We start from the raw sequence: 23097 nt of genomic DNA, 5'->3' as shown, positions 1-23097 counted from the left end.
ATCTAATGGAATTGTCGAAAAAAGTAAAACATTGTAAAAAGTGCACAAAAAATATGGTATAAATTTATGGAAATTCACATCTTGAATAATGGCTGGATGTAAAGTAATATTAGTATAAATTAAATTAATTAATTAATTGCTTTTGCATTTATTCGAGGTGAATTATGAAAGAAATCAGTATGGAGTTAATAGACGGTTCCTCATGGCTGTCGCCGGAGGAAATTGCCAGTGGTGTGGAAGAATATGGCTCTTACCTTGAAGAAGTAAAGTACGGGGAAGAACAGTATGAAGAAAATCTTGGCTGGCTTGATGTAGAGGAGTGGGCTGGAGAAAAGTGGATCACGTATTACCAGGAATTAGCAGCAGATGTCAGAAAGAATGCAGATGCATTCGTAGTTATTGGCATCGGCGGATCCAATCAGGCAGCGCGGGCAGTGGTGGATGCCATAGGAGAGACAGGCCCGGTAACCATTGTATGGGCAGGGAACAGCATTTCCGCAGACAGCATCCGAAGTGTGTTGCAGGAATTAAAAGGAAAGAGTGTATACATAAACGTAATTGCAAAAAATTTCGAAACACTGGAGCCTGGCATCGGATTTCGTGCTCTGCGCAGTTTCATGAAAAAAGAATACGGTGAAGAATATGTAAAACGGGTGATCTGTACTGGCTCAGAGGGAAGTCATTTAGAAAAGCTCTGTAAGGTGAACGGATTTCACTTCCTTCCGTTTCCTGCTAACATCGGAGGGCGCTTTACGGCACTTTCCCCGGTAGGGCTGTTCCCCATGGCTGTGGCAGGAATCGATATTAGTGCAATAGCCAAAGGTGCACAGTTCATGCGCCAGCGTCTTCTTAAGGAAAGCGCCTCAGAGAGTATGGCTCTGGAATATGCGGTTATAAGAAATCTGCTCTATCAAAAGGGGTTTAGCATGGAGATGCTTTCTTACTTCGAACCGCGGTATTTCCGCTTTGCAAAGTGGTGGATGCAGTTATTTGGCGAAAGCGAAGGAAAAGACAACAAAGGCCTATATCCTCTGTTTGGAAACTTTTCTGAGGATTTGCATTCCATCGGTCAGTTTTTACAGGATGGATCCAATGTGATTTTTGAAACGTTCCTGGAGGTTCAGGATACAGGATCCTCTTACGTTCTGCACAATGATAATGTGGATGATCTGTTTGATTATTTAGACGGTAAGGATTTTGATGAAATAAACCGGGCAGCATTTGAGGCAACAATTACAGCACACAGTAAAAAGTTTCCGTGTGTGAAAATAAGCGTTCCTGCTGTTGATGAGGAAACCTTTGGCCAGCTGTTTTATTTCTTCGAGTTTGTATGTTATTTGTCAGCAAAGATTCTTGGGGTTAACCCGTTTGACCAGCCAGGAGTGGAAGCGTATAAACAGTATATGTTTCAGGCCCTGGGAAAAAATGAAAACAAGATTCAGGCAAACGGTTATGGGGCAGCTGTCGGTGGCAGAAGTGCCAGTAGTATCTCTTTTTAATATCAGGTGCATGAAAAACACTTGAAATAATAAGGCATCAGAGAAGGAGGAATTTTTTATGAAAAAAGGTTTTAAGAAAATTTGTTCGCTTGCCCTGGCTGTGGTAATGACAGCTTCTACGCTGGCAGGCTGCGGCGGATCCAAGTCAGAAACGACTGAAAGCAGTGCAGGCGGCAGCAGCGCCGCAGCTGAAAGTACAACAGCGGGCACTGGAAATACCCAGGCGGCAGCTACAGGCGGCGATGGTGTATTGGATATCGGTTATAACCAGATGGTGGAAAGCTTAACACCATTCAGGGGTAATACCTTAAGAAATGCTCCGTTTATGACCCAGCTGTATGAATCTCTGGCAGTTGTAAATGAAATCCGGGAAATGGAGCCGCTGATTGCAAAATCATGGAAGACAGATGATGACGGATTTACATATAATATTGAGATCTGGGACAGAGTAAGCGATTCCGCAGGTAATAAAATCGATGCATCTGATATTGTCTGGTTTATGCAGGAGTCCATGAAACGGGCATTAAAGCCTGTATTTGCAAAGGTTGAAAGTGTGGAACAGACTGGCGACTATACATTGACAGTTAAGATGAAATCCAATATTGTGGGTACATTTGAATCACTTTTAAGAGATACATACGCAATCTCTAAAAAAGCTTTTGAAGCCAGCTCTGATGAATTTGGTGCATCACTGGTTTCCACATCACCTTACATGATCACCGAATATACAGCAAATTCCAAACTGTCTTTTGAAAAGAGAAGCGATTACTGGCAGGATGAGGCAAATATGCCAAAATGTGTACGTCCTTCTGTTAAGAAGCTCAGCTACCACTGTATTACAGAATCTTCCCAGATGGCAATTGCTCTGGAAACCGGTATTGTAGACATGGTAATGAATCTTGATCCTTCTTCTGTAAAACAGTTTGCTGACAACAAGGATTACACCGTTGAACTGGCAGATGGTTCTCAGGGATATCAGATGTTTTTCTCCGGCGCAGACAGCAGTGTCGTTGCTAATAATGTGAAACTGCGTCAGGCAATCTGCTACAGCATTGATGAGAACGGTCTGATTACCGGTCTTCTTCAGGGCTATGGTACACCGATGTATGATGTCTGCCCGCCGATGTTTAACGGATTTAACCAGAAGTGGATGGAAGAAGATTATTACAATTACAATGTTGACAAGGCAAAACAGCTGCTTGCAGATTCTGGCTATAACGGTGAATCAATCAGCATTCTTACAACCAGTAATACGTTGTCCCAGAGAATGGCGCAGATGCTTCAGAGCTACTTAATGGCAATCGGCATCAAGGTTGAGTTAAAGATTGTTGATATGGCGTTATTTACTTCTATCCGTCTGGATGGTACTCAGTATGACATTGTACTTAATACAATTGGTGGAACATTCTTAAGTGACCACTGGTCTATCCGGTATGATCCTGCTGCTTATAAAACCGGAGACGCAACAAGCCGTCATGACAATACTCTGGCAGAACTTTTATATAAGACCTGGACACCAAGCGGCTATACAGAGGAAAACATTGACGCAGTTCATAAGTATATCAAGGATAATGCAATTGCCTATGGAATGTTTAATCCTCAGACGATTATAGTAATTAGAAAAGATGCAGGTTTAGAAAAAGAAGTACTTGAGTACCAGGGTTATATTGCTCCGGCATCCAGTACATTTACCAATTACTAAAAATATCAGAAGCAGAACAGTTTTATACTAATTCTAAGCTGAGGTGCGCAGAAAAGCATAACAAGGCTGCGCACCAGTCAGCTTCAATGGAGAATAATCTATGTTAAAATATGTATTGAAACGATTGATCTGGATGATACCGATTGTTCTGGGAGTTGCAATTCTGGTTTTTATTATGATGACCTTCTGCCCGGGAAAGCCGGAGGAAATAATCCTTGGTCCATCCGCGACGGAAACAGAACTTGCTGCGAAACGTCTGGAACTGGGACTGGATGATCCGATTGTGCTTCGTCTCGGCCGGTATATGAGTGATGTTTTTATCCATTTTGACCTTGGAAAATCCTGGCTGACCAATGTGGATATTACCAGTTCTATTAAGGAACGTCTTCCAAGAACATTGATGCTGACTATTACTACCTTATTAATATCCGTTGGTATTGGTATTCCATTGGGTGTGATAGCTGCAATCAAGCAGAATAAATGGCAGGATTCCCTGTGTATGGTGCTTGCACTGATTGGTGTGGCAATCCCCAATTTCTGGCTTGCGTTGCTGCTGGTTTTACAGTTTTCTGTAAAACTCAACTGGCTCCCTGCGTTGGGAATCGGAACCGGGCTGGCCGGAATTAAATATTACATTCTGCCTGCAATTTCCGGAAGCACCGGAGGTCTTGCAAGCTGCGCCAGGCAAACCCGGTCTGCCATGTTAGATGTCATTCGTGCCGATTATATCACAACTGCCCGTTCAAAAGGGGTACCGGAACGGGATGTAATCATGAAACACGCCTTAAAAAACAGTTTAATCCCTATTATAACTGTTATGGGAACCATGTTTGGCCATTTCCTTGGAGGTGCGATGATCATTGAAACAATCTTTGCTATTCCGGGTATGGGCACCTATATTATCGGTGCTGTAAACAGCCGTGATTATCCCATCGTGCAGGGCGGCTCCATTTTCCTTGCAATCACATTCAGCTTCTGTATGCTTATTGTAGATTTACTTTATGCACTGGTAGATCCGCGAATCAAAGCGCAGTATGCATCGGGCAGGAAGAAAAGGAAGGTGAAAGCAAATGCCTAAGACGACCGGACATGCCAAGAATCAGGGTGGTTTTACAGCTGTTATGAGACAGATGAGTAAGAATAAAGCGGCAATGCTTGGCCTTTTAATTCTTTCAACTGAAATCATCCTGGCAATCCTGGCTCCTTACATTATACCTTATGATTATTCCTTTATGGACATGGCAAATATGTTTGCCACACCATCATTTTCCCATCCGTTCGGATGCGATGATATGGGAAGAGATATATTCAGCCGTGTGCTCTTTGGCGCAAGGTATTCCATTTCCATCGGTATCATAGCGGTTGCCATTGGCTCTGTTATTGGTTGTACCATTGGTGCAATTGCCGGTTATTTCGGCGGACAGGTGGACAATCTCATCATGCGTTTTTTGGATATTATTCAGGCAATTCCAGGAATGCTTTTAATGATCGTTATTTCTGCCGTACTGGGACCTGGTTATTTTAATACAATCGTCGCATTATCCATAGGAAGTATTTCCGGTATGGCCAGAATGCTGCGTGCCCAGATGCTCAAGGAGAGGGAAAATGAATACATTGAAGCCGCCCAGTCCATTAACTGCAGCAAATTCCGGATTATTACAAGTCATCTGCTTCCCAACTGTATTTCACCCATGATTGTATCTGCCACCATGGGAGTGGCGCAGACCATAACGATGGCAGCTGGTTTAAGCTTTATCGGTCTTGGTGTTCAGCCTCCTATTCCTGAATGGGGTGCCATGTTATCAGCAGCCCGCCAGTTTATTCGTCAGGCTCCTCATCTGGTTTATTTTCCAGGGCTTGCGATTGCAGTGACGGTTCTTGCATTGAATTTACTGGGAGACGGCTTAAGAGATGCTCTCGATCCCAAATTGAAGAATTAAGGAAGGAGGAACAGCTGTGCATCAGAAAGAAATCAATACAGATATGCCGTTCCTTTCTATAAAGGACTTAAAGGTGGAATACAAATCGGATGGTCAGATTGTCCATGCCGTTAATGACGTAAGCCTTCAGCTTGAGAGGGGAAAAACCCTGGGACTGGTTGGTGAGACCGGTGCAGGAAAAACTACCATTGCAAAATCAATCCTGCGGATTTTACCCGATGTTGGCAGTCATATAGCAAATGGTGAGATTTACCTGGAAGGGGAAAATCTCTTGAAATTATCAGAAACTGACATGAGAAAGATCCGTGGAAACAAGGTTTCCATGATATTTCAGGATCCCATGACAGCATTAAACCCCGTTCTTCGTGTCGGCGATCAGATCGCAGAGGTGGTGAGTCTGCACAGCGACAGCAACAATCGGGCAGAACATGAAAAACGGGCAAAGGAAATGCTTGAAATTGTAGGGATTCCTGCAGAGCGTTATTATTCATACCCTCACCAGTTTTCCGGCGGTATGAAGCAGAGAGTAGTCATTGCCATCGCATTGGCATGCAATCCCGACCTTCTTCTGGCAGATGAACCAACGACGGCTCTTGATGTGACCATACAGGCTCAGGTGCTTGATCTGATCGCAGAGTTAAGAAACAAATACAACACAGCCATGCTGTTAATTACCCATGATATGGGGGTTGTTGCACAGGTATGCGATACTGTTGCAGTCATCTATGCAGGCAGCATTATTGAGTATGGAACAAAGCAGCAGATTTTTAAACATCCCTCCCATCCCTATACCATCGGTCTGTTTGGCGCAATCCCCGACATGAATGAGGATGAAGAATGGCTGCACCCAATTGACGGACTGCCGCCGGATCCAACCAACCTGCCTCAGGGCTGCTCCTTTGCACCTCGATGCAAATTTGCAACAGATGCATGCCGGAAGGAACCAATCAGCATGAACAAGACTCAGGATGGACACGACTGCCGCTGCTGCCGTATTGAAGCCGTTATGAAGGGGGAGGATTAAATGAATCCGGTTATTGAAGTAAAGAATTTAAAAAAATATTTTACAACTCCCCGCGGTATGCTTCACGCTGTTGATGACGTCACCTTCACCATTGAAAAAGGACGAACTCTGGGCGTTGTAGGAGAGTCAGGCTGCGGAAAGTCCACCCTGGGAAGAACCATTATCCATCTCCATGAAAGTACAGAAGGACAGATTTTATTAAACGGAAAAGATGTCACCAACTTAAAGGGGAAGGATTTACGGCAGGCCCGTGAAAAGATGCAGATTATTTTCCAGGATCCATACTCCTCTCTTGATCCGCGTAAAACCATAGACAGTACGATCCGGGAACCCCTGATTGTATCAAGACGTTTTACAAAAAGCCAGATTGATCAGAAAACTCAGGAATTAATGGATCTGGTTGGTATAGATGAACGGTTGAGAAAAGCATACCCCCATGAGCTTGACGGCGGACGCAGACAGAGGGTGGGAATTGCCCGTGCGCTTGCATTAGAGCCTGAGTTTGTGGTATGTGATGAGCCGGTATCCGCCCTTGATGTATCAATCCAGGCACAGGTACTGAACCTTTTGAAAAAGCTTCAGAAGGAAAAGGGCCTGACCTATATGTTTGTTACTCATGACATGTCAGTGGTACGCCATATTTCCGATGATATTTGTGTTATGTACTTAGGACAGGTTGTTGAGAAATGCTCTTCAAAGGAACTGTTTCAAAACCCGCTTCATCCTTATACAAGAGCATTGCTTTCTGCAATCCCATCCACAGATATTGATAAACCAAATAAGCGTGAGATTCTGCGCGGTGAAATCACATCGCCGGTCAATCCAAAACCAGGCTGCCGTTTTGCGGCCCGCTGTCCCTATGCGAAAGAGGAGTGCTTAAAACAGCAGAAGCAGGAAGAAGTATCCCCTGGACATTTCGTGACATGTTGCCGTCTGCAGGAAATAAGTTCCTCGTATAATTAAGGAAAAAGACTCCAAAAACGCTAAGGAAAAATCCGTGTTTTTGGAGTCTTTCTGGCAGGATCAGAAATGAAGGTCGCCTGCGTTATAGGTTTGGATCTTGTTACTGAACCGCATCTGTATTTCATCTAAGCGCTGTTTGGAATAGGTGAGATAAATCAGGTCCTTTGGGGGCCAGTGAAGCATCATGTCAAACCGGTCTTCGTCTGTTAAAGCTGTTTTTGAAATGTAAATATAGAGTGATCCGGTGTTCCTGGAATCTTTTCTGGTGAACAGTCTGGTTCCTGCCACACCCACTTCCCCAACTTCATCCCAGGTGTAGGATTGAAGCGTTTTCCAGGGGAGAAAGCAGCGAACGCCTGTCTGGTCCACACAAACGGAAGCAGCGTAGGTGAGCATTGGCTTTACAAAGAGAAGCCCGATCAGAAAAAATACGGCTGCTGACCCCAGACGCGATAGGATGATCAGGCTGATAACAATCATAAGAGAAAACAGGACGGTGGCAATGCTAACTGCAGCCTTAAAGGTATCGACAAGGTGTGTTTTTTTCATGTGGTAATAGTCCTCTCATTAAATTAAACAATTTAAATAATTAATACCATTATAACCAATGAACCGTATTGTGTCAAATTGCAAAAAGATAAAAAATATAAATAAATGGAGGTATTTGATATGGAATTGTACAAGGACCCACATCAACCGATAGAAGCGAGAGTGGAGGATCTTCTTTCCAGAATGACTCTTGAAGAGAAGGTTGCCCAATTATGCGGTGATTTACCGGCTTCATTTATAGAAGATGGAAAAGTAAATACAAAGCTTTTAAAAGAGAAATTCCCTGACGGCCATGGACGTTTTACGCAGTATTCCATTGTTGGTCTGGTAAGCCCGGAGCAGATTTCCAGAATCAGCAACCAGATACAGCATTATTTTGTGGAAGAGACCAGACTTGGAATACCGGTTGCGTTACAGGCAGAGAATCTTTGCGGTTATCCTGCAGCAGGGGGCACCCTTTTCCCGGCAATGATCAATATGGGATGTACCTGGGAACCAGAGCTTGCCAGTAAAATGAGTGAAATTATCGGACAGGAGAGCCGCAGTGTGGGAATTACCTCTGCCATGAGCCCGGTAATCGATATCGTTCAGGATCCCAGGTGGGGAAGAACTTATGAGACCTTTGGAGAAGATCCTTATCTCACCAGTCAGTTCGGCGTTCACTATGTAAAAGGAATGCAGGAGCAGGGCGTCAGCTGTATCGCAAAGCATTTCCTGGGATATTCCTCAACACAGGGAGGCCTAAATACTTCAGCGTGCCGAATGGGAAAACGGGAGCTTTATGAGATATTTGCAACACCTTTTGAGGCTGCGGACAAGCTGGCAGGACTGGATGCCATGATGGCGAATTATGGAGAGATAGATGGGCTTCCTGTGATTGTTAATAGGGATATTATTGAAAATCTGCTTCGTAAGACCATGGGCTTTGATGGAGTTTTAACCTCTGACGGTGCCGCCGTTTTAAAAACATACCAGTACTTCAAGGTTGCAAAAACCTATGAAGAGGCAGGATATCTGGCGAAAAAAGCGGGCACAGACACAGAGATACCTGTAGGAGCAGCTTTCCGTCAGCTGCCAGGGTATGTACGCTCTGGTGAACTCAGTGAGGAATGCATCGATGCTTCTGTCCGCCGTGTGCTTACCGTAAAATTCAAACACGGTCTGTTTGAGAATCCATATTGCGAAGAAGACAAGGTAACAATAGCATTATGCAATGATTCAAAGAATGAACTGAGTGAAGAAATTGCAGCCAAATCAATGGTTCTGTTAAAAAATGACGGCGTACTCCCTCTTAAAAAAGGAACAAAGGTGGCATTGATTGGCCCTCATGCAGATTCACTGCGGTATCCGGTGAGCGGTTACACCTACCCGGCATACGTAGAAATGCTGAAGGCCGGTGCCAGCGGTCAGTCAACTGGTTTTAATGGTCTGGCTGATGAGCAGGAAAAAGCACAAAGCAGTGAAAAGAAATACAAAGGTCCATTTGCAGTTATGTTTAATATGTTCTCAAAGGAAGAACAGAACGCCATGAACGATATGGAGTCGGCGTTAAGAAGAACGGGAACACGCAGTTTAAAAGAAGTTCTCACAGAGCGTTTCACGGTATCCTATGCGCAGGGCTGCAGCATTACAGGCGAAGAGACAGATGGTTTTGCCGAAGCAGTGGACGCAGCCGGAGAGTCAGATGTAATTGTAATGGCATGCGGCGGAAACTCAGGCTGGGTCAATGTAACCGGAGGTGAGGGGAAAGACCGTCAGTTCCTTGATCTGCCAGGTGTTCAGCAGAAGCTTCTGGAAGCAGTTGCAGCAACTGGCAAACCAGTAGTTCTGGTGCTTTATGGACCAGGTGTATTTGCAGTTAACTGGGCACAGGAAAATTGCGGGGCAATTCTGCAGGCATTTATGCCCGGTCCCTTTGCAGGTAAGGTTATTACCGATGTGTTAGACGGAACCACAAATCCCGGAGGAAAGATGACAATGACTGTGCCCAGATCAACCGGACAAATCCCCATCTATTATAACCACCGCATCGGATCCGGTTATAACAGTGGAGGAGATATTACCTCTTCTTCCATCTTTTCCGGGGGATATGTGGATGGTCCTGCCGATCCGCTTTACTGTTTTGGTCATGGTCTCAGCTATACCACGTTTGAACTTTCTGATCTGGAATTATCTGCAGCTGAAATTCCAACAGACGGAAAACTGGAAATCAGCTGTAATATAAAAAATACCGGTGATGTTGCCGGCGATGAAGTGGTACAGCTTTATACCAGTTTTACTGAGGCTCATGTAACACGTCCAAGCAAGCAGCTTTCCGGATTCCTCCGTGTGTCCCTGAAGCCAGGAGAGGTAAAACAGGTTGTATTCCATCTGGATATGGCACAATTGGGATATTACAACGAAAATATGGAATTTGTGGTTGAGCCGGGAACAATGCACCTGATGCTGGGGACAAGTTCAGCAAATCTTACCTTAAACAGCCGAGTGATGCTGACTGGAAAACCCGCAGATATGATGGGCAGACGCTCTTATGTGTGCCATACAGAAGTTCATTAGTTAAAAAGGAACAAAACTTATGGAGAAAAGACCTCATATTATTATCTTCAATCCCGATGAAATGCGTTCTGACTGCCTTGCGCATCTGGGGCAGAATAAGGCAGCCAGGACTCCGTTCTTAGATGAATTCGCCAGGACGGAAGCAGTATCGTTTCGTAATGCCTTCTGCCAGAATACGGTATGTGTTCCCAGCCGGTGCAGCTTTTTTACCGGTCTCTATCCTCATGTGGGCGGGCATCGTACCATGCAGCATCTGCTGCGCAGTCATGAACCAAGCTTGTTTTCCCAGTTGAAGGACGCAGGTTATTATGTCTGGATGAACACCCGGAATGATTTAATAGCAGGACAGATACCAGGTCTTATGGAAGAGCATGCAACTGAGATCTATTATGGGGAGGAATGTCCCAAGCCGCCGGGTCCGGAAAAGAAAGATTTTCGGGGGCAGATGGGAGATAAGAACTATTACTCTCATTACGAAGGCCGGCTGTTGACCGATGAGAACGGAATCCACTATTCCGATGATGACGGAGTGGTGGATGCGGCGATTGACCGGATATTTCACCGTGTCAATGACCAGCCCCTGTGTATGTTTCTTGGCTTAATGTATCCCCATACCCCCTATGCAGTGGAAGAACCCTATTTTTCAGCCATTGACCGAAGCCTGCTGCCCGGACGTGCTGCAGCAGGAAGAGATAAGCCGGAGATGGAGACAGCCCTGAAAAATCTCATGGCTATGAATTCCTATACGGAGCAGGACTGGGATGAGCTGCGAGCCTGTTACTTAGGGATGTGCATGAAGGTGGATGAACAGTTCCGGCGCTTATGTGATGCACTGAAGGAAGCTGGAATCTACGACGACTGCGCCATCTTTTTCCTTAGCGATCACGGTGATTATGCCGGTGACTTTGATTTGCCGGAAAAATCCCAGAATACGTTTGAAGATTGTCTCACCAAGGTTCCGCTGCTTATAAAACCGCCTATGGGAGAGCGGGTTGATGCTGGAATCTCTGATTCTCTGGTAGAACTGGTGGATTTTTATGCAACTGTGATGGATTATACCAATACAGCCCCCAGTCATGATCACTTTGGAAAATCTCTTAAGCCTGTTGTCTTGGACCGGAGTGTACAGCTTCGTGATACCGTTTTTTGTGAGGGCGGCAGAATGCCATGGGAAACACAGGCGGATGAATACCATCCGGCAGCCGGCAGTTCCGGCGTAATTCCAAAAACCAGCATGTACTGGCCAAGGCAGACAGCCCAGCTGGACCCAGATGCCCATTGTAAAGGAACCATGATACGGGATCATTTTTACAAATATGTTCACCGGTCAAACGGTCGCCATGAATTTTATGACCTTCAGTCTGATCCTCTTGAGGAAAATAATGTTTACGGGAATCCGGAACATGAAACCAAAACAATGGAATTCAGGCTCCGCCTTCTGGACTGGTATCAACAAACCTGTGATATTGTTCCAAGGGATTGTGACAGACGTATGAGCGATCGAATGATGTGGTCCAAATTAAAACAGGACTGTCCTCCCCAGCTGGAGGAACAGGCATGGGAAATGATCAGGGATGGAAAGGGTATGGCTTACATCAAAGCCCAATTGGCAGCAATGCAGACAGAGAATTAAAATAACAATGCGGTTTCAATTATCTTTCAGTCCAGACTGATAATTGAAACCGCATTGCTGTTCTATTCGATGAAGGTTTTCAGATCATTTTGTACCGCAGCAGCAGCAGCGCCTAAAGCACCGCTATAGGTGTCGGTCTCAACAAACATAAAGTTGGTATCGATATCAGTGGCTGTATATAAATTCCGATGAATGACATCCATGAGCTGATCTTTGTTCTTCTGATTCTGGAAGATGTTTCCGTCAATGAGGATGCATTTAGGTCTTACGAAATTATCAATATTGGCAATTCCGATTCCCATATGATAGACCGCATCTTCCAGGATCCCATTCACACTCTGATCTCCCTCAGACTGGGCTTTTATTATTTCATAAATGGTTGGAGACTCAGCATTTGCACATATACCACGAAGAATATCTGCCTTACCGTTGTTGAGCTCGCTGATGCAATTGGAAATGATCGCCCGTTCACTTGAAAATGCCTCAAGGCAGCCGTGGTTCCCGCATCTGCAGAGAGGACCGTGGGAGTCAACCACCATATGTCCCACCTCGCCCTGACCGATAATGGATTCCCGAAAACGATCATGAGTATACATCAAGGGACAGGCAATCCCTGTTGAAACCATAAAGTATGCAAAGGAGTGATATTGGTCCATTCGTTCATGATCAAATAAATAGGAGCCATAGGCTCTTGCGCAGGCATTGTTTTCGATTGAGACAGGTCCGTCGTAGTTAAGCAGCCTGGATAAATCGCCTTTCAAATCTTTATTTTTCCATTCATAGCCTGGAAGAACAATGAGTTTTCCCTTGTTGCGGTCCACAAGACCCGGTATGCAAAGACCAATACCAGCGATTTTTGCCTTTGGTATTTTACTGGTCCGAAGCAGCTTCTTAACCAGTTCTGAAGTTTCTGCCATGATTTCCTCATAATCACTGTAGGCCGTATCATCTGCAATTGCCTTTATCAGTTTGCCACGGTAATCGGTGATGCAGGCACGGCGCATAGTACCCCGTGTTTCAATTCCAATAAAATATCCGCCGTCGTCTGAAATATCAATAAGAGATGCCTTCCGCCCAAGGGTTTTTCCGGAAGCTTTTGTGTTTTCCACCTCTTTAATAAGCCCTTTGGAAAGTAGAAAATTCACAGTGGTGGTGATTGTGGGAAGGGTAAGTGACAGCTTTTCTGATATTTCAATTCTGGAAATGGGGCCATCGTGATAAATCATCTGGCGAATCGCGGACTGATTCGTGACCTTAACTCTTGATAAATTATTTCCATTGGCAATCTGCATGTTATTTGGATCCTTTCTGTATATGTATCAAATATTATTTTTTATTTTAAATGAGGATAACGGGGAATGATGTGCTCCTGTGTTGCAAGGTCAATCTGATTTAAGTCGTCGATTACCTGCTGGGGATTGAAGAAGCGTACAAAGTCATCAATCATTTTGGTCCCCTTAAGAGCAAGTTCATCACGTTCCGCAACGGAGCGGCAGCCTTCCCCTCCGCCATGGTCTGAAAATTCTTCATAGAAAAACCCCACATTACCAGGTGAGGTAGCAACGGCATTCAGTCTTTGAACCGCTGATTTCAGGGGATTTTGGGAAGCGGCATGAACCGGTTCTTCCTTCTGAACTGCATCTGGATCAACGAAAAGGTAATCCAGCTGGTTCATTTGTTTATAAGCGCCGTACATAAGCTCTTTAAATGGCATGCCTTTAACCTGCCAGCCGTTATCTTTTGCAATTTGTATCGCCTGAAGCAGGCTGATATGAACGAACGGGACTTTTTTGTCATGAAATGCATCCATAATAAAACTGTTGATTGTTAAATAGGCAGGACCATGACCGGAGACGAATATCTGCTTACGAAAGCCCTGCTTTAACAGGCTGTCAGACAGCTGCCTCAGATAGGAAGCACCTTCTGCAATGCTTAAGTATACCGTACCCCGTCCAGTCCGTGTCGCACCGGGATAAAAGAAGGGAAGACCGGTTAATGACAGGCTGTCGGTTGCTTCGGCCATCTTTTCCGCAATCGCTTCCACATAGATGGTCTCACAATCAAGTGGTAAATCACCATGAAGCTCCACAGTTCCCACAGGGATAAAAATAACATCTCTGCCACGGTCTAAATACTCCTCAACTTCAACATTTCTCATTTTATTTAAAATATGTGTTTTCATATTTCCTCCCGGGCTGGTTTGCAATAATTAAATGATTTAATATTCATAATAGCAGAATAATTAAGAAAATACAAGTTTTAGAAAATATTTGTTGACAGTAGATATTGAAATTATTTCGTTGTAATGATATAATAAATTAAATTAATTAAAAAATAGAGGGGAAGGAAAAATAACGTGATGATGGACGTTTTACTCTACATGTCAGATCAGCATTCCTACAACTTGCAGGGGTATGCCGGAAATAATATAGTAAGAACTCCCAACCTGGATCGTATCGCCAGGGAAGGGACAGCACTTACCAGTGCATATACGGCATGTCCGCTGTGTGTTCCAGCCCGGGCATCCATGATTTCAGGACAGCTTCCCAGTAATAACGGTGTTTTGTTTAATTTTAATTCCATTCATTCTGACAGCGCTACCTTTCTTCACAGCCTGACTGTATCCGGTTATGAAACGGTACTTTGCGGACGTATGCATTTTGTCGGACCGGATCAGCGTCATGGTTATGCAAAGCGCATTGCAAAGGAGCGGACTCCTGTGTATCACAACAATGCTCCAAAAACAAAAGAGGAGATGGAAAACAAATCAAAAGTGATGGGTTTTGATGAGAACAGTTCACTCTACTATATAGGCGGTGGGGATTCTCCAGTTCTTGCATATGACCGGTATGTTGTAGGTGAAGCACTGGATTATTTAAGCAAGGAACATGAAAGACCGCAGTTTATTACAGTAGGAACCTATGGACCCCATTTCCCGTATGTGGCTCCGGAGGAACTTTATGAGTATTATTATGATAAAGTCAGCCTGGAGGATGTTTCAGAGAACTATCAGGGACATCCCGCTCTTGATGGTAAGTTTACAGAGGGAGATCCGGAAGTGGCGAGAGCAGCGCGTGCGGCTTATTACGGTCTGGTTGAGCAGCAGGACCGGCATATCGGAACCGTGTATGATGCATTTCAGAAATACTTAAAACGGACTGGTCATGAGGGGATATTTATTTATGTTTCCGATCATGGTGATATGAATGGCACACATGGTTATTACGGTAAGCAGGTGTTTTATGAACCGTCATCCCATATTCCATTCTTAATTCAGGGAAATAACATTCCAGCCGGACGAAGGATTGACAGTCCCACCAGCCTTTTAGATATGGGTCCTACCATCTGCGGATTGACCGGAGCGGAGATATTAGAAGGGGATGGGAAGGATATTTCTGCCCAGATCATGGAGAGCAGCCAGGATGAAGACCGAATGGTAGTCAGTGAACTGTATACATATTTAAGCAATGGAGAGACATCACTTGGAAGGCTGGTTCGTTATCAGCAGTGGAAGTATATTACTTATTCGGGATTTCCAGAGGATGACGTGCTCTATGATTTAGAACAGGACTTAAACGAAGAGCATAATGTAATCGCCCGTTTTCCTGAGATTGCAGAAAAACTAAGGCAAAAGGCTGATTCCTATAAAAGTTATGATCAGGTAATGGAACACGAAAACTGGGTGATGAAGCAGCTTCGCATCCTGATGAAATGTGATTATGATAATCCCGATGAAAGATGGATTCCTTCTGGCCTTAAAGAACTTGATAATCCGGTTAAAAGCAAAAAACCATTTCAGCCTACACCATGGGCAGCACTGATGAGAAAACGGCTGAATGAACGATAAATAACAAGATACAGGGAGGAAATAACAATGAGAGTAAAACAGATTAAAGATATCGATGCTTTTTTTAAGGCGCTGGCAACCTGCCAGGGAAGAGTGGAACTGATTACAGATGATAAGGATGTACTGAACCTGGCATCAAAGCTGACCCAGTTTATTGGTCTTACCAGAGTATTCAGCAATCCTGAAATAGAATCCTATGAGATCGTCTGCTATAACGGAGAAGATTATCAGAAGATTAAAGAATATCTGGTTCCAGCAGAATAGATCAATCATTACAGCTTCGGAAAAGGTTTACGAAAACGTTTGACTAATGAGTTGTAGAAATGAAGTTTTTATTCAACTATAATTTGATAAAGATCAGAGTGTACAGTCGAAAGGGGAAAAAACTATGCCAATTATACCATTAAGACCTCTCTTGGAGGCAACCGACAAATATCAGTTTGCACAAGGCGCCTTCAATGTAAATGCAGTATCCCAGATTAAAGCAGCAATTGAGGTTCATGAAATGTTAAGAAGTCCGGTCATATTACAGGGAGCAGATTTGGCCAACGGTTTCATGGGCGGAAGAACAGATTTTTTAAACTCAACCATTGAGGACAAGCGCATTGGAGCAAAGAACATCGGAGCTGCTGTCCATAAATACGGCGCCTATTCTCCCGTTCCCATTGTCCTTCATTTAGACCATGGGAAAGACTTTGATTCGGTAAAAGCAGCCATTGACGGCGGCTATACTTCGGTAATGATTGATGGTTCTTCTCTTCCTTTTGATGAGAACGTGGAACTGACCCGTGAGGTTGTAAAATACGCACATGAGCGGGGCGTATCGGTAGAGGGGGAACTGGGAGTTCTGGCCGGAGTGGAAGATCATGTATTTTCTGATGCTTCCACCTACACCAATCCCATGAAAGCAATTGAGTTTTTCAAAAAAACAGAGGTTGACTGTCTTGCAATTTCCTACGGAACCATGCATGGAGCGGTAAAAGGCAAGAACGTAAAGCTTCGCAAAGAAATCGTTATTGCAATCAAAGAATGTTTAAGACATGAGAAAATATTTGGAGTATTAGTATCCCACGGCTCCTCAACTGTGCCCAAATATATTGTTGACGGGATCAATGCTCTTGGCGGTGAGATTACCAATGCAGATGGGATATCAGTAAACGAAATCAAACAGGCAATTGCATGCGGAATAGGAAAAATTAATGTGGATACTGATTTGCGTCTGGCAGTAACAAGGAATTTACGGGAATATTTCTATCAGCACCCGGATAAGAAAAACAGCCCTTCCGTTGGGAAGATATATGAACTGCTGGAAGAAAAGAAATCTGCATTTGACCCCAGGGTTTTCCTGACCCCTGTTATGGATACGGTGATGAAGGGGATTGAGACGGATGATGACATCAGAACACTGGGAGAGTGTATTGAACAGGGCGTAAAGGAAGTTGTGGGAACCTTAATTGTTGAATTCGGCTCTGTAGGCAAAGCGTCTTTGGTGGAGCAGCTTACCACCGATGATATGATCCGCAAATATAGAAAGTAACCGGAAAGGAATGCCATGAAGCACATATTTTTAAATTTAAAACGATTTGATATTCCAAGGGAATACAGCGGAGTAAACAGCATCGCCAGCCCGCAGGAATGGGGCGCATATATTGTTGGTAAAGTCCAGGAAGAACTGAAAGAGTATAACGCCGATGACGTGGAGTTTGTAATGTATATGCCGGAAGCGCATATTATCAATGCAGTTCAGGAACGGAAGGAAGATTCTAACCTTAAGATCGGCTGTCAGAGTGTATTTCGTGAGGATACCGCGAAAGGAGCAAACTTTGGTGCCTTTACCTCCCAGAGAACCGGCAATTCCATGAAAGCAATTGGCTGTGACAGCACAATCATCGGTCATTTTGAGGAAAGAAAGGACAAGGCTGGTATTTTATCCGAAGCCGGTGTGACTGACCTTGATGCCGTTAACCGGATTTTAAACAAAGAGATTAAGGCGGCGATTGAGGCAGGACTTGACGTGCTTTACTGCATCGGTGAAACGGCTGACCAGCAGGAGAACTGGAAGGAAGTTTTAGAAAGTCAGCTGACCATCGGGTTAGATGGGGTGGATATCAGTAAAGTGGCAGTGGCTTATGAGCCAGTATGGGCAATCGGACCTGGAAAAACACCGCCTGACAGAGAATACATCAGAAAAATAGCCTGTTTTATCAAAGAAGTAAAAAGCGGGATTGCAGTAACCTATGGCGGGGGACTTAAAACGGATAACGCCGGCATGCTCGCCTCCATACCTGAAATCGACGGCGGACTCATCGCACTTACGAGATTTTCGGGAGACATTGGTTTTTACCCGGAGGAGTATCTGGAAATTATACGTACATATTTAGGATAGAGAAAGAGGGGTACCTGAAATGAAATTACAGTTTGAATATGGACATGGTTTTGTCAATGCGGAACTGCCGGATGACACCGATGTATTTATACCTGGAGAAACTATAGCGGATCCGCCTTATATACCGGAGGACCAGCTGGAAGCTAAAACCCTTGAATCCATTCGTAATCCAATCGGAATGGAACCATTAACCAGACTTGCGAAAAAGGGATCAAAAGTAACCATAATTTTCCCTGACAGGGTAAAGGGCGGGGAACAGGAAACGGCTCATCGTAAGATTTCCATAAAATTAATTCTTCAGGAATTATACAGTGCAGGAGTGGAAAAGAAAGACATTCTTTTAATCTGTTCCAATGGTCTTCACAGGAAGAACACCAAGGAGGAGATTTTTAATATCCTTGGTAAGGATTTATTCCATGAATTCTGGTTCACCCATCAGATTATTAATCACGACAGTGAAGATTACGATCACCTGGTTGATTTAGGAGTCACAGACCGGGGCGATCCGGTTATCATGAATAAATATGTATATGACAGCGATGTGGCCATCCTGATCGGACATACACAGGGCAACCCCTACGGCGGCTATTCCGGCGGCTATAAGCATTGTTCTACCGGAATTACCCACTGGAAGTCCATTGGTTCTCATCATGTTCCTGAAGTTATGCACCGGGCTGATTTTGTTCCGGTCAGCGGTAAATCATTAATGAGATCAAAGTTTGATGAAATCGGCGAGTATATGGAAACCCGCATGGGCAAGAAGTTTTTCTGTTGTGATGCCGTGCTTGATACCAATTCCAGGCAGATTGAAATTAACAGTGGTTACGCAAAAGAAATGCAGCCTGTTTCCTGGAAAACAGCAGATAAGAGAACCTACGTGCCATTTGCTGAGAAGAAATATGACGTTATGATATTCGGCATGCCTCAATTCTTCCATTACGGGGACGGCATGGGAACCAATCCGATTATGCTGATGCAGGCTCTTTCCGCGCAGGTCATCCGTCATAAGAGAGTGATGAGCGACAACTGTGTGATTATCTGTGCGTCTACCTGCAACGGCTATTTCCATGACGAGTTATGGCCATATACCAGACAGATGTATGAGATGTTCCAGACGGATCACATGAATACACTTCCTGATATGAACCGCCTTGGAGAGTATTTCGCCACAAACGAAGAATATATCAGAAAATACCGTTATACCAATGCATTTCACCCGTTCCACGGCTTTTCCATGATTTCCTGCGGACATCTGGCCGAGAAAAACACTTCCGCCATTTACATTGTAGGAGCAGAACAGCCAGGTTATGCAAGAGGAATGGGATTAAAAACAAGAGCAACCATTGAAGAAGCACTGGCTGATGCAAAACTCAAATATGTGGGATCAAATCCGAATATCCTGGCACTTCCAAAGGCTTTTAAAACAGCAGCTGTTCATCTTATGATGAAGGACGAGGTATACAGCGGAGACAACATGTATCATCATCATTAATAGTTTAAAACATGGAATAAGGACTGGTGGATTAATGCAGCATAGTAAATGGGTTACGATGGAAGAAGGAATTTTAGAAGCGTATATAAGGAATCTAAGCGGGGAAATTGTACTTGGAATTGATGGTTTTATTGATCAGGTATGGCAGGTTGTTGAGACAAGAACTCAGGATAACAACTACATTCTCATTGATAAGATGCAGGAGTTTGGAAATCTCATTGTAAACCGCAGGGAAGGCGGCATGGCAAATGAGCTGATTAAAAAGAGAAGAAGCTATGGCGGATTTACTGCCAATACCGGAAAAGCTCTTGGAAATATGAATCTGCCCACAACCCTGATTGGAATGTATGGAAAAGAAGAAATTGATAGGATCTTTCATGATCTTCAGGAAAAATGCAAGCTAATCTCCGTTGGGGATCCGGTCGTCAGTACGATTCTTGAATTTACCGACGGAAAAATAATGATGCCTAATTTAGATGAGCTGTTAAACTTTACATGGAAGGACTTCTTAAGCATAATTGGGCATGAGCAATTACAAAAGATATTATTAAATGCGGATATTGTATCCCTGGGTTACTGGTCCAACATGCCTGATTTTGATACGTTTATGATGGAACTTACTGAGAACTATTTTCATACAAACCAGCCCAGAAGATTGTTCTTTGATTTTGCAAATATCAAGAAGCGGAGTAAAGAGGCGATTCATGGAACCTTCCAGGTCTTAGAGAGAATTAACCATAAAATTCCGGTGAGTCTCAGTTTAAATGAGCACGAAGCTGTTATATTATTTTCCTATTATGACCGGAAATTCTCTGAGAGCAGTGAAGAGGTTGCCAGGGATACCCAGTTCATCAGGAATATAATTGGGCTTGATGAGCTGATTGTACATACCCCTCAATATGCAGTGATGTCATCCGAATCAGAGGGAGTGGAATTACTGGAACAGGATTACTGCGATGCGCCAGTTATAACCACAGGAGCCGGAGATACGTTTAACGGCGGTTACATCGCTGCCTGTCTTGGTGATTTAAAGGCAGTGGAACGTCTTGCCATTGCCAATGCAGCAACCAGGTTTTATATCAGCAACAGCCATACACCCGACAGGCAGGAACTGATCTCAGAGATAAAGCGGATTAAAAACGTTTTAAGCTGAAGCCTGAAATAAAAAAAGGAATCGGAATGCAATTACGTTCCGATTCCTCTTCTGATCCTGCTTAATTTGCAGCAGCTTTCTCTTGTGATAATCTGAAACGGGAGTTCTACGGTTGCATGAATTCCTTTTCCATTCTCAATCCGGTCAATCAGGATCTTTGCAGCCATCTTTCCCAATTCCTCCATTGGAATACGGATAGTGGTCAGCATGGGAGACATGTACTGGGCAGTATCAATATCATCAATGCTGATAATTGAGAAATCCTGGGGTACGGAAAAGCCGCAGTCTTTGATGGCTTTCATGGCACCGATTGCAGTGGAATCATTGGCGCAAAACAACGCGGTGACAGTTTTTTCCTCTTGTTTCTGGAGAAATGCTTTTACACCGTTATATCCCCCCTCCGGGGACATGGGGGCTGCTATGATATGTTCCCGTAAAACAGGCAGCTTTAAGTCTTTCATAGCATCCAGATACCCCTGGTATCTTAATTCTTTCTGCTTTTCTCCCACATAAGCAATGGAACTGTGACCCAGCTTATGAAGGTATTGAATTGCAGCCATAGATGCCTGGTATCCGTCGCTTACGATCTGATCAAACTCTGTATCGATTTTATTTAGTCCTACATAAACAACGTGTTTGTACTGCTTTTTGATAAATTCCAGCAAACCCTTATCGAACCGGCCCAGAACTGCTATGCCGTTTACCCGGTTGTTTGTTATGACCTGATAAGTGGCGGCATCGTTTATATCATAAGCGGAGAAGGAATATTTCATAATATACCCCTGTCTGTAAACTTCCTGTTCAATGGATCTTGCTATCTTTGAAAAGAAGGGATCATCAGTGGTGCTGTTGGATCGTGCAAAGATACAGCCGATTGTTTTCACAGGGGCCGAAAGGCCATCGGGATCTCTGTTCAGCTTTAAACTTCTTGCTGCCGTATTGGGAGTGTAATTGGTTTCCCGGACAATGCGCCATATGGTATCCTGTACTTCTTTGCTGGCGGCTTTGGAATTGTTATTATTTATTACACGGGAAACAGTGGAGACCGACACACCCGCTAAATTTGCTATTTCTTTCAATGTCATGGAAATTCCTCCTGTAATGCAATTATACAGGATTTAGTATAACATTTCGATTACTGTCTATGCAAACGTTTGAGTAAAATTGTTACATATATTTGTGTAAAAATGTTAGAATGAATCTCACAAACAACAGGAGGCAGAAGATATGGACAATACATTATATTTGGATTGCAGTTATGGGATCAGCGGAGATATGTTTGTGGCTTCCATGCTGGATCTGGGAGCTGACAGGGCTGTTATGTTAAAAGCATTGGAAAGTCTTCTGGTTCACGGATTTGAAGTGACAATAAGCAGAGTGGAAAAGTCCGGACACAATGCTTGTGATTTTAATGTAATTTTAGATGAAAAACATGAAAACCACGATCATGATATGGAGTATCTTCACGGTTCAGCAAAGGAGAATTCTCATAACGAAGCCCATCATCAAGACCATGAGTGCAGAGGAATTGAAGAAATAAAGGAAATTATCCAAAAGGCAGATATGACCCAGGGTGCAAGAACGCTGGCAGTAAAGATATTTACAATTCTTGCACATGCAGAAGCGAAAGCCCATGAGGTTCCGGTAGAAAAAGTCCACTTTCATGAAGTGGGAGCGGTAGATTCCATTGCAGACATCGTTGCAGCGGCAGTCTGCTTTGACAATCTGGGGATCAGCAGAACCATTATTCCCAAGATTTGCGATGGAACTGGAACCATTCGCTGCCGCCACGGCCTGCTGTCTGTTCCAGTGCCTGCAGTGAAAAATATTGACCTGGCACACAAGCTGAACCTTCACATGACTGAAGTGGAAGGGGAATTGGTTACTCCTACAGGAGCCGCAATTGCCGCAGCGATCCGTACGGATGAGCAGCTTCCCGGTCATTTTACCACGTGCAGAACCGGTTTGGGTGCTGGAAAGAGAGCTTACAAATGTCCAGGTATTTTAAGAGCGGTTCTGATAAAGGAAGATTAACAGCGGTCCTGGCAGGTTACCTGGTTTAGAAAAAATTCATCATAAAATAAGAGTGGAGTCGGTGAAAAATTATGAAGCTGCATGAATATATATTGTTTGGACTGATTGGTTTAAGTGCTTCCACGGCAGGGGCGGTTTGCGGTATTGGAGGCGGGGTGATCATAAAGCCTCTTTTAGATGCGTTTGGTTTGCTAAGCGTGGAAGCCATAAGTTTTCTATCCGGTTGCACAGTGCTTGCCATGGCATGTTTTTCTGTGTTAAAATCAATTTCAGGCGGAGATTCTTCTGTTGACAGAACAACTGGCACACCTCTGGCAAT

General features: G+C 44.0%; 19 protein-coding genes and 1 pseudogene. 16 read left to right on the top strand and 4 right to left on the bottom strand.

What is annotated here, in order from left to right:
• Positions 1-164 precede the first annotated feature (164 nt).
• From BXY41_RS26060 to BXY41_RS26035, 6 genes are all read left to right on the top strand, one after another.
• On the top strand, positions 165-1499 hold the full coding sequence (locus tag BXY41_RS26060) for a phosphoglucose isomerase-related protein (protein ID WP_104439798.1): 1335 nt from the start codon (positions 165-167) through the stop codon (positions 1497-1499).
• Between the two features lie 58 nt (positions 1500-1557).
• Positions 1558-3201 (top strand): ABC transporter substrate-binding protein, encoded by a 1644-nt coding sequence (locus BXY41_RS26055; protein ID WP_104439797.1) that lies wholly within the window; start codon positions 1558-1560, stop codon positions 3199-3201.
• Between the two features lie 100 nt (positions 3202-3301).
• The gene (locus tag BXY41_RS26050; protein WP_104439796.1) at positions 3302-4279 is read left to right on the top strand and encodes an ABC transporter permease; all 978 of its coding nucleotides are present in this window, start codon (positions 3302-3304) and stop codon (positions 4277-4279) included.
• The gene (locus tag BXY41_RS26045) at positions 4272-5141 is read left to right on the top strand and encodes an ABC transporter permease (protein ID WP_185140401.1); all 870 of its coding nucleotides are present in this window, start codon (positions 4272-4274) and stop codon (positions 5139-5141) included. Before BXY41_RS26050 ends, BXY41_RS26045 begins: the two co-directional genes overlap by 8 nt.
• Before the next feature lie 16 nt (positions 5142-5157).
• Positions 5158-6165 carry an ABC transporter ATP-binding protein gene (locus tag BXY41_RS26040; RefSeq protein WP_490393072.1) on the top strand — a complete coding sequence of 336 codons (1008 nt, stop codon included), beginning with the start codon at positions 5158-5160 and terminating at the stop codon, positions 6163-6165.
• Positions 6166-7128 carry an ABC transporter ATP-binding protein gene (locus BXY41_RS26035; RefSeq protein ID WP_104439795.1) on the top strand — a complete coding sequence of 321 codons (963 nt, stop codon included), beginning with the start codon at positions 6166-6168 and terminating at the stop codon, positions 7126-7128.
• Between the two features lie 60 nt (positions 7129-7188).
• On the opposite strand, the gene BXY41_RS26030 is transcribed toward BXY41_RS26035, so the two are convergent.
• A complete protein-coding gene (locus tag BXY41_RS26030; protein WP_104439794.1) occupies positions 7189-7677 on the bottom strand; it encodes a hypothetical protein in 489 nt (162 codons plus the stop codon).
• Between the two features lie 120 nt (positions 7678-7797).
• On the opposite strand from BXY41_RS26030, the gene BXY41_RS26025 reads away from it, so the two are divergent.
• The gene (locus BXY41_RS26025; protein WP_170072603.1) at positions 7798-10233 is read left to right on the top strand and encodes a glycoside hydrolase family 3 N-terminal domain-containing protein; all 2436 of its coding nucleotides are present in this window, start codon (positions 7798-7800) and stop codon (positions 10231-10233) included.
• Between the two features lie 19 nt (positions 10234-10252).
• A complete protein-coding gene (locus BXY41_RS26020) occupies positions 10253-11866 on the top strand; it encodes a sulfatase family protein (RefSeq protein ID WP_104439792.1) in 1614 nt (537 codons plus the stop codon).
• Positions 11867-11928: 62 nt separating this feature from the next.
• On the opposite strand, the gene BXY41_RS26015 is transcribed toward BXY41_RS26020, so the two are convergent.
• Together BXY41_RS26015 and BXY41_RS26010 are read right to left on the bottom strand one after the other, a co-directional pair.
• On the bottom strand, positions 11929-13158 hold the full coding sequence (locus BXY41_RS26015; RefSeq protein WP_104439791.1) for an ROK family transcriptional regulator: 1230 nt from the start codon (positions 13156-13158) through the stop codon (positions 11929-11931).
• A gap of 41 nt (positions 13159-13199) precedes the next feature.
• Entirely contained in the window at positions 13200-14048 is an 849-nt protein-coding gene (locus BXY41_RS26010) for a creatininase family protein (protein WP_104439790.1), read from the bottom strand.
• A gap of 177 nt (positions 14049-14225) precedes the next feature.
• Here BXY41_RS26010 and BXY41_RS26005 point away from each other — a divergent pair, with 177 nt between their 5' ends.
• The 6 genes from BXY41_RS26005 (at position 14226) to BXY41_RS25980 (ending at position 20744) form a co-directional block, all read left to right on the top strand.
• Positions 14226-15713, top strand: a complete 1488-nt coding sequence (locus BXY41_RS26005) for a sulfatase-like hydrolase/transferase (RefSeq protein ID WP_104439789.1) — start codon at positions 14226-14228, stop codon at positions 15711-15713.
• A 27-nt stretch (positions 15714-15740) separates the two neighbouring features.
• Positions 15741-15977, top strand: a complete 237-nt coding sequence (locus BXY41_RS26000; protein WP_104439788.1) for a polya polymerase — start codon at positions 15741-15743, stop codon at positions 15975-15977.
• Positions 15978-16101: 124 nt separating this feature from the next.
• On the top strand, positions 16102-17250 hold the full coding sequence (locus BXY41_RS25995; protein ID WP_104439787.1) for a class II fructose-bisphosphate aldolase: 1149 nt from the start codon (positions 16102-16104) through the stop codon (positions 17248-17250).
• Between the two features lie 15 nt (positions 17251-17265).
• Complete coding sequence (locus BXY41_RS25990; protein ID WP_104439786.1) at positions 17266-18099, top strand: triose-phosphate isomerase family protein; 834 nt, start codon at positions 17266-17268, stop codon at positions 18097-18099.
• Between the two features lie 19 nt (positions 18100-18118).
• Entirely contained in the window at positions 18119-19591 is a 1473-nt protein-coding gene (locus BXY41_RS25985) for a lactate racemase domain-containing protein (protein ID WP_104439785.1), read from the top strand.
• A gap of 34 nt (positions 19592-19625) precedes the next feature.
• A complete protein-coding gene (locus BXY41_RS25980) occupies positions 19626-20744 on the top strand; it encodes a carbohydrate kinase family protein (RefSeq protein ID WP_104439784.1) in 1119 nt (372 codons plus the stop codon).
• 32 nt (positions 20745-20776) lie between these two features.
• On the opposite strand, the gene BXY41_RS25975 is transcribed toward BXY41_RS25980, so the two are convergent.
• A complete protein-coding gene (locus BXY41_RS25975; RefSeq protein ID WP_104439783.1) occupies positions 20777-21829 on the bottom strand; it encodes a LacI family DNA-binding transcriptional regulator in 1053 nt (350 codons plus the stop codon).
• A 142-nt stretch (positions 21830-21971) separates the two neighbouring features.
• Here BXY41_RS25975 and larC point away from each other — a divergent pair, with 142 nt between their 5' ends.
• Together larC and BXY41_RS25965 are read left to right on the top strand one after the other, a co-directional pair.
• On the top strand, positions 21972-22778 hold the full coding sequence (gene larC / locus BXY41_RS25970; protein ID WP_104439782.1) for a nickel pincer cofactor biosynthesis protein LarC: 807 nt from the start codon (positions 21972-21974) through the stop codon (positions 22776-22778).
• Positions 22779-22849: 71 nt separating this feature from the next.
• A pseudogene (locus tag BXY41_RS25965) lies at positions 22850-23097 on the top strand (sulfite exporter TauE/SafE family protein); the annotation flags it as partial.

It is taken from the genome of Lacrimispora xylanisolvens (assembly GCF_002934545.1).
GTDB classification, from domain to species: Bacteria; Bacillota; Clostridia; order Lachnospirales; family Lachnospiraceae; genus Lacrimispora; species Lacrimispora xylanisolvens.
This window is presented reverse-complemented; position numbering and strand designations above follow the sequence as displayed.

Bases quoted from the DNA above. Each gene is read 5' to 3' on its own strand.
- BXY41_RS26020 (WP_104439792.1), top strand. From the start codon at position 10,253: ATGGAGAAAAGACCTCATATTATTATCTTCAATCCCGATGAAATGCGT.
- BXY41_RS26050 (WP_104439796.1), top strand. From the start codon at position 3,302: ATGTTAAAATATGTATTGAAACGATTGATCTGGATGATACCGATTGTT.
- BXY41_RS26010 (WP_104439790.1), bottom strand. From the start codon at position 14,048: ATGAAAACACATATTTTAAATAAAATGAGAAATGTTGAAGTTGAGGAG.
- BXY41_RS26035 (WP_104439795.1), top strand. From the start codon at position 6,166: ATGAATCCGGTTATTGAAGTAAAGAATTTAAAAAAATATTTTACAACT.
- BXY41_RS26015 (WP_104439791.1), bottom strand. From the start codon at position 13,158: ATGCAGATTGCCAATGGAAATAATTTATCAAGAGTTAAGGTCACGAAT.
- BXY41_RS26005 (WP_104439789.1), top strand. From the start codon at position 14,226: ATGATGGACGTTTTACTCTACATGTCAGATCAGCATTCCTACAACTTG.
- BXY41_RS25980 (WP_104439784.1), top strand. From the start codon at position 19,626: ATGCAGCATAGTAAATGGGTTACGATGGAAGAAGGAATTTTAGAAGCG.
- BXY41_RS25995 (WP_104439787.1), top strand. From the start codon at position 16,102: ATGCCAATTATACCATTAAGACCTCTCTTGGAGGCAACCGACAAATAT.
- BXY41_RS26000 (WP_104439788.1), top strand. From the start codon at position 15,741: ATGAGAGTAAAACAGATTAAAGATATCGATGCTTTTTTTAAGGCGCTG.
- BXY41_RS26060 (WP_104439798.1), top strand. From the start codon at position 165: ATGAAAGAAATCAGTATGGAGTTAATAGACGGTTCCTCATGGCTGTCG.
- BXY41_RS26025 (WP_170072603.1), top strand. From the start codon at position 7,798: ATGGAATTGTACAAGGACCCACATCAACCGATAGAAGCGAGAGTGGAG.
- BXY41_RS25990 (WP_104439786.1), top strand. From the start codon at position 17,266: ATGAAGCACATATTTTTAAATTTAAAACGATTTGATATTCCAAGGGAA.
- BXY41_RS26055 (WP_104439797.1), top strand. From the start codon at position 1,558: ATGAAAAAAGGTTTTAAGAAAATTTGTTCGCTTGCCCTGGCTGTGGTA.
- BXY41_RS25985 (WP_104439785.1), top strand. From the start codon at position 18,119: ATGAAATTACAGTTTGAATATGGACATGGTTTTGTCAATGCGGAACTG.
- larC (WP_104439782.1), top strand. From the start codon at position 21,972: ATGGACAATACATTATATTTGGATTGCAGTTATGGGATCAGCGGAGAT.
- BXY41_RS26030 (WP_104439794.1), bottom strand. From the start codon at position 7,677: ATGAAAAAAACACACCTTGTCGATACCTTTAAGGCTGCAGTTAGCATT.
- BXY41_RS26045 (WP_185140401.1), top strand. From the start codon at position 4,272: ATGCCTAAGACGACCGGACATGCCAAGAATCAGGGTGGTTTTACAGCT.
- BXY41_RS25975 (WP_104439783.1), bottom strand. From the start codon at position 21,829: ATGACATTGAAAGAAATAGCAAATTTAGCGGGTGTGTCGGTCTCCACT.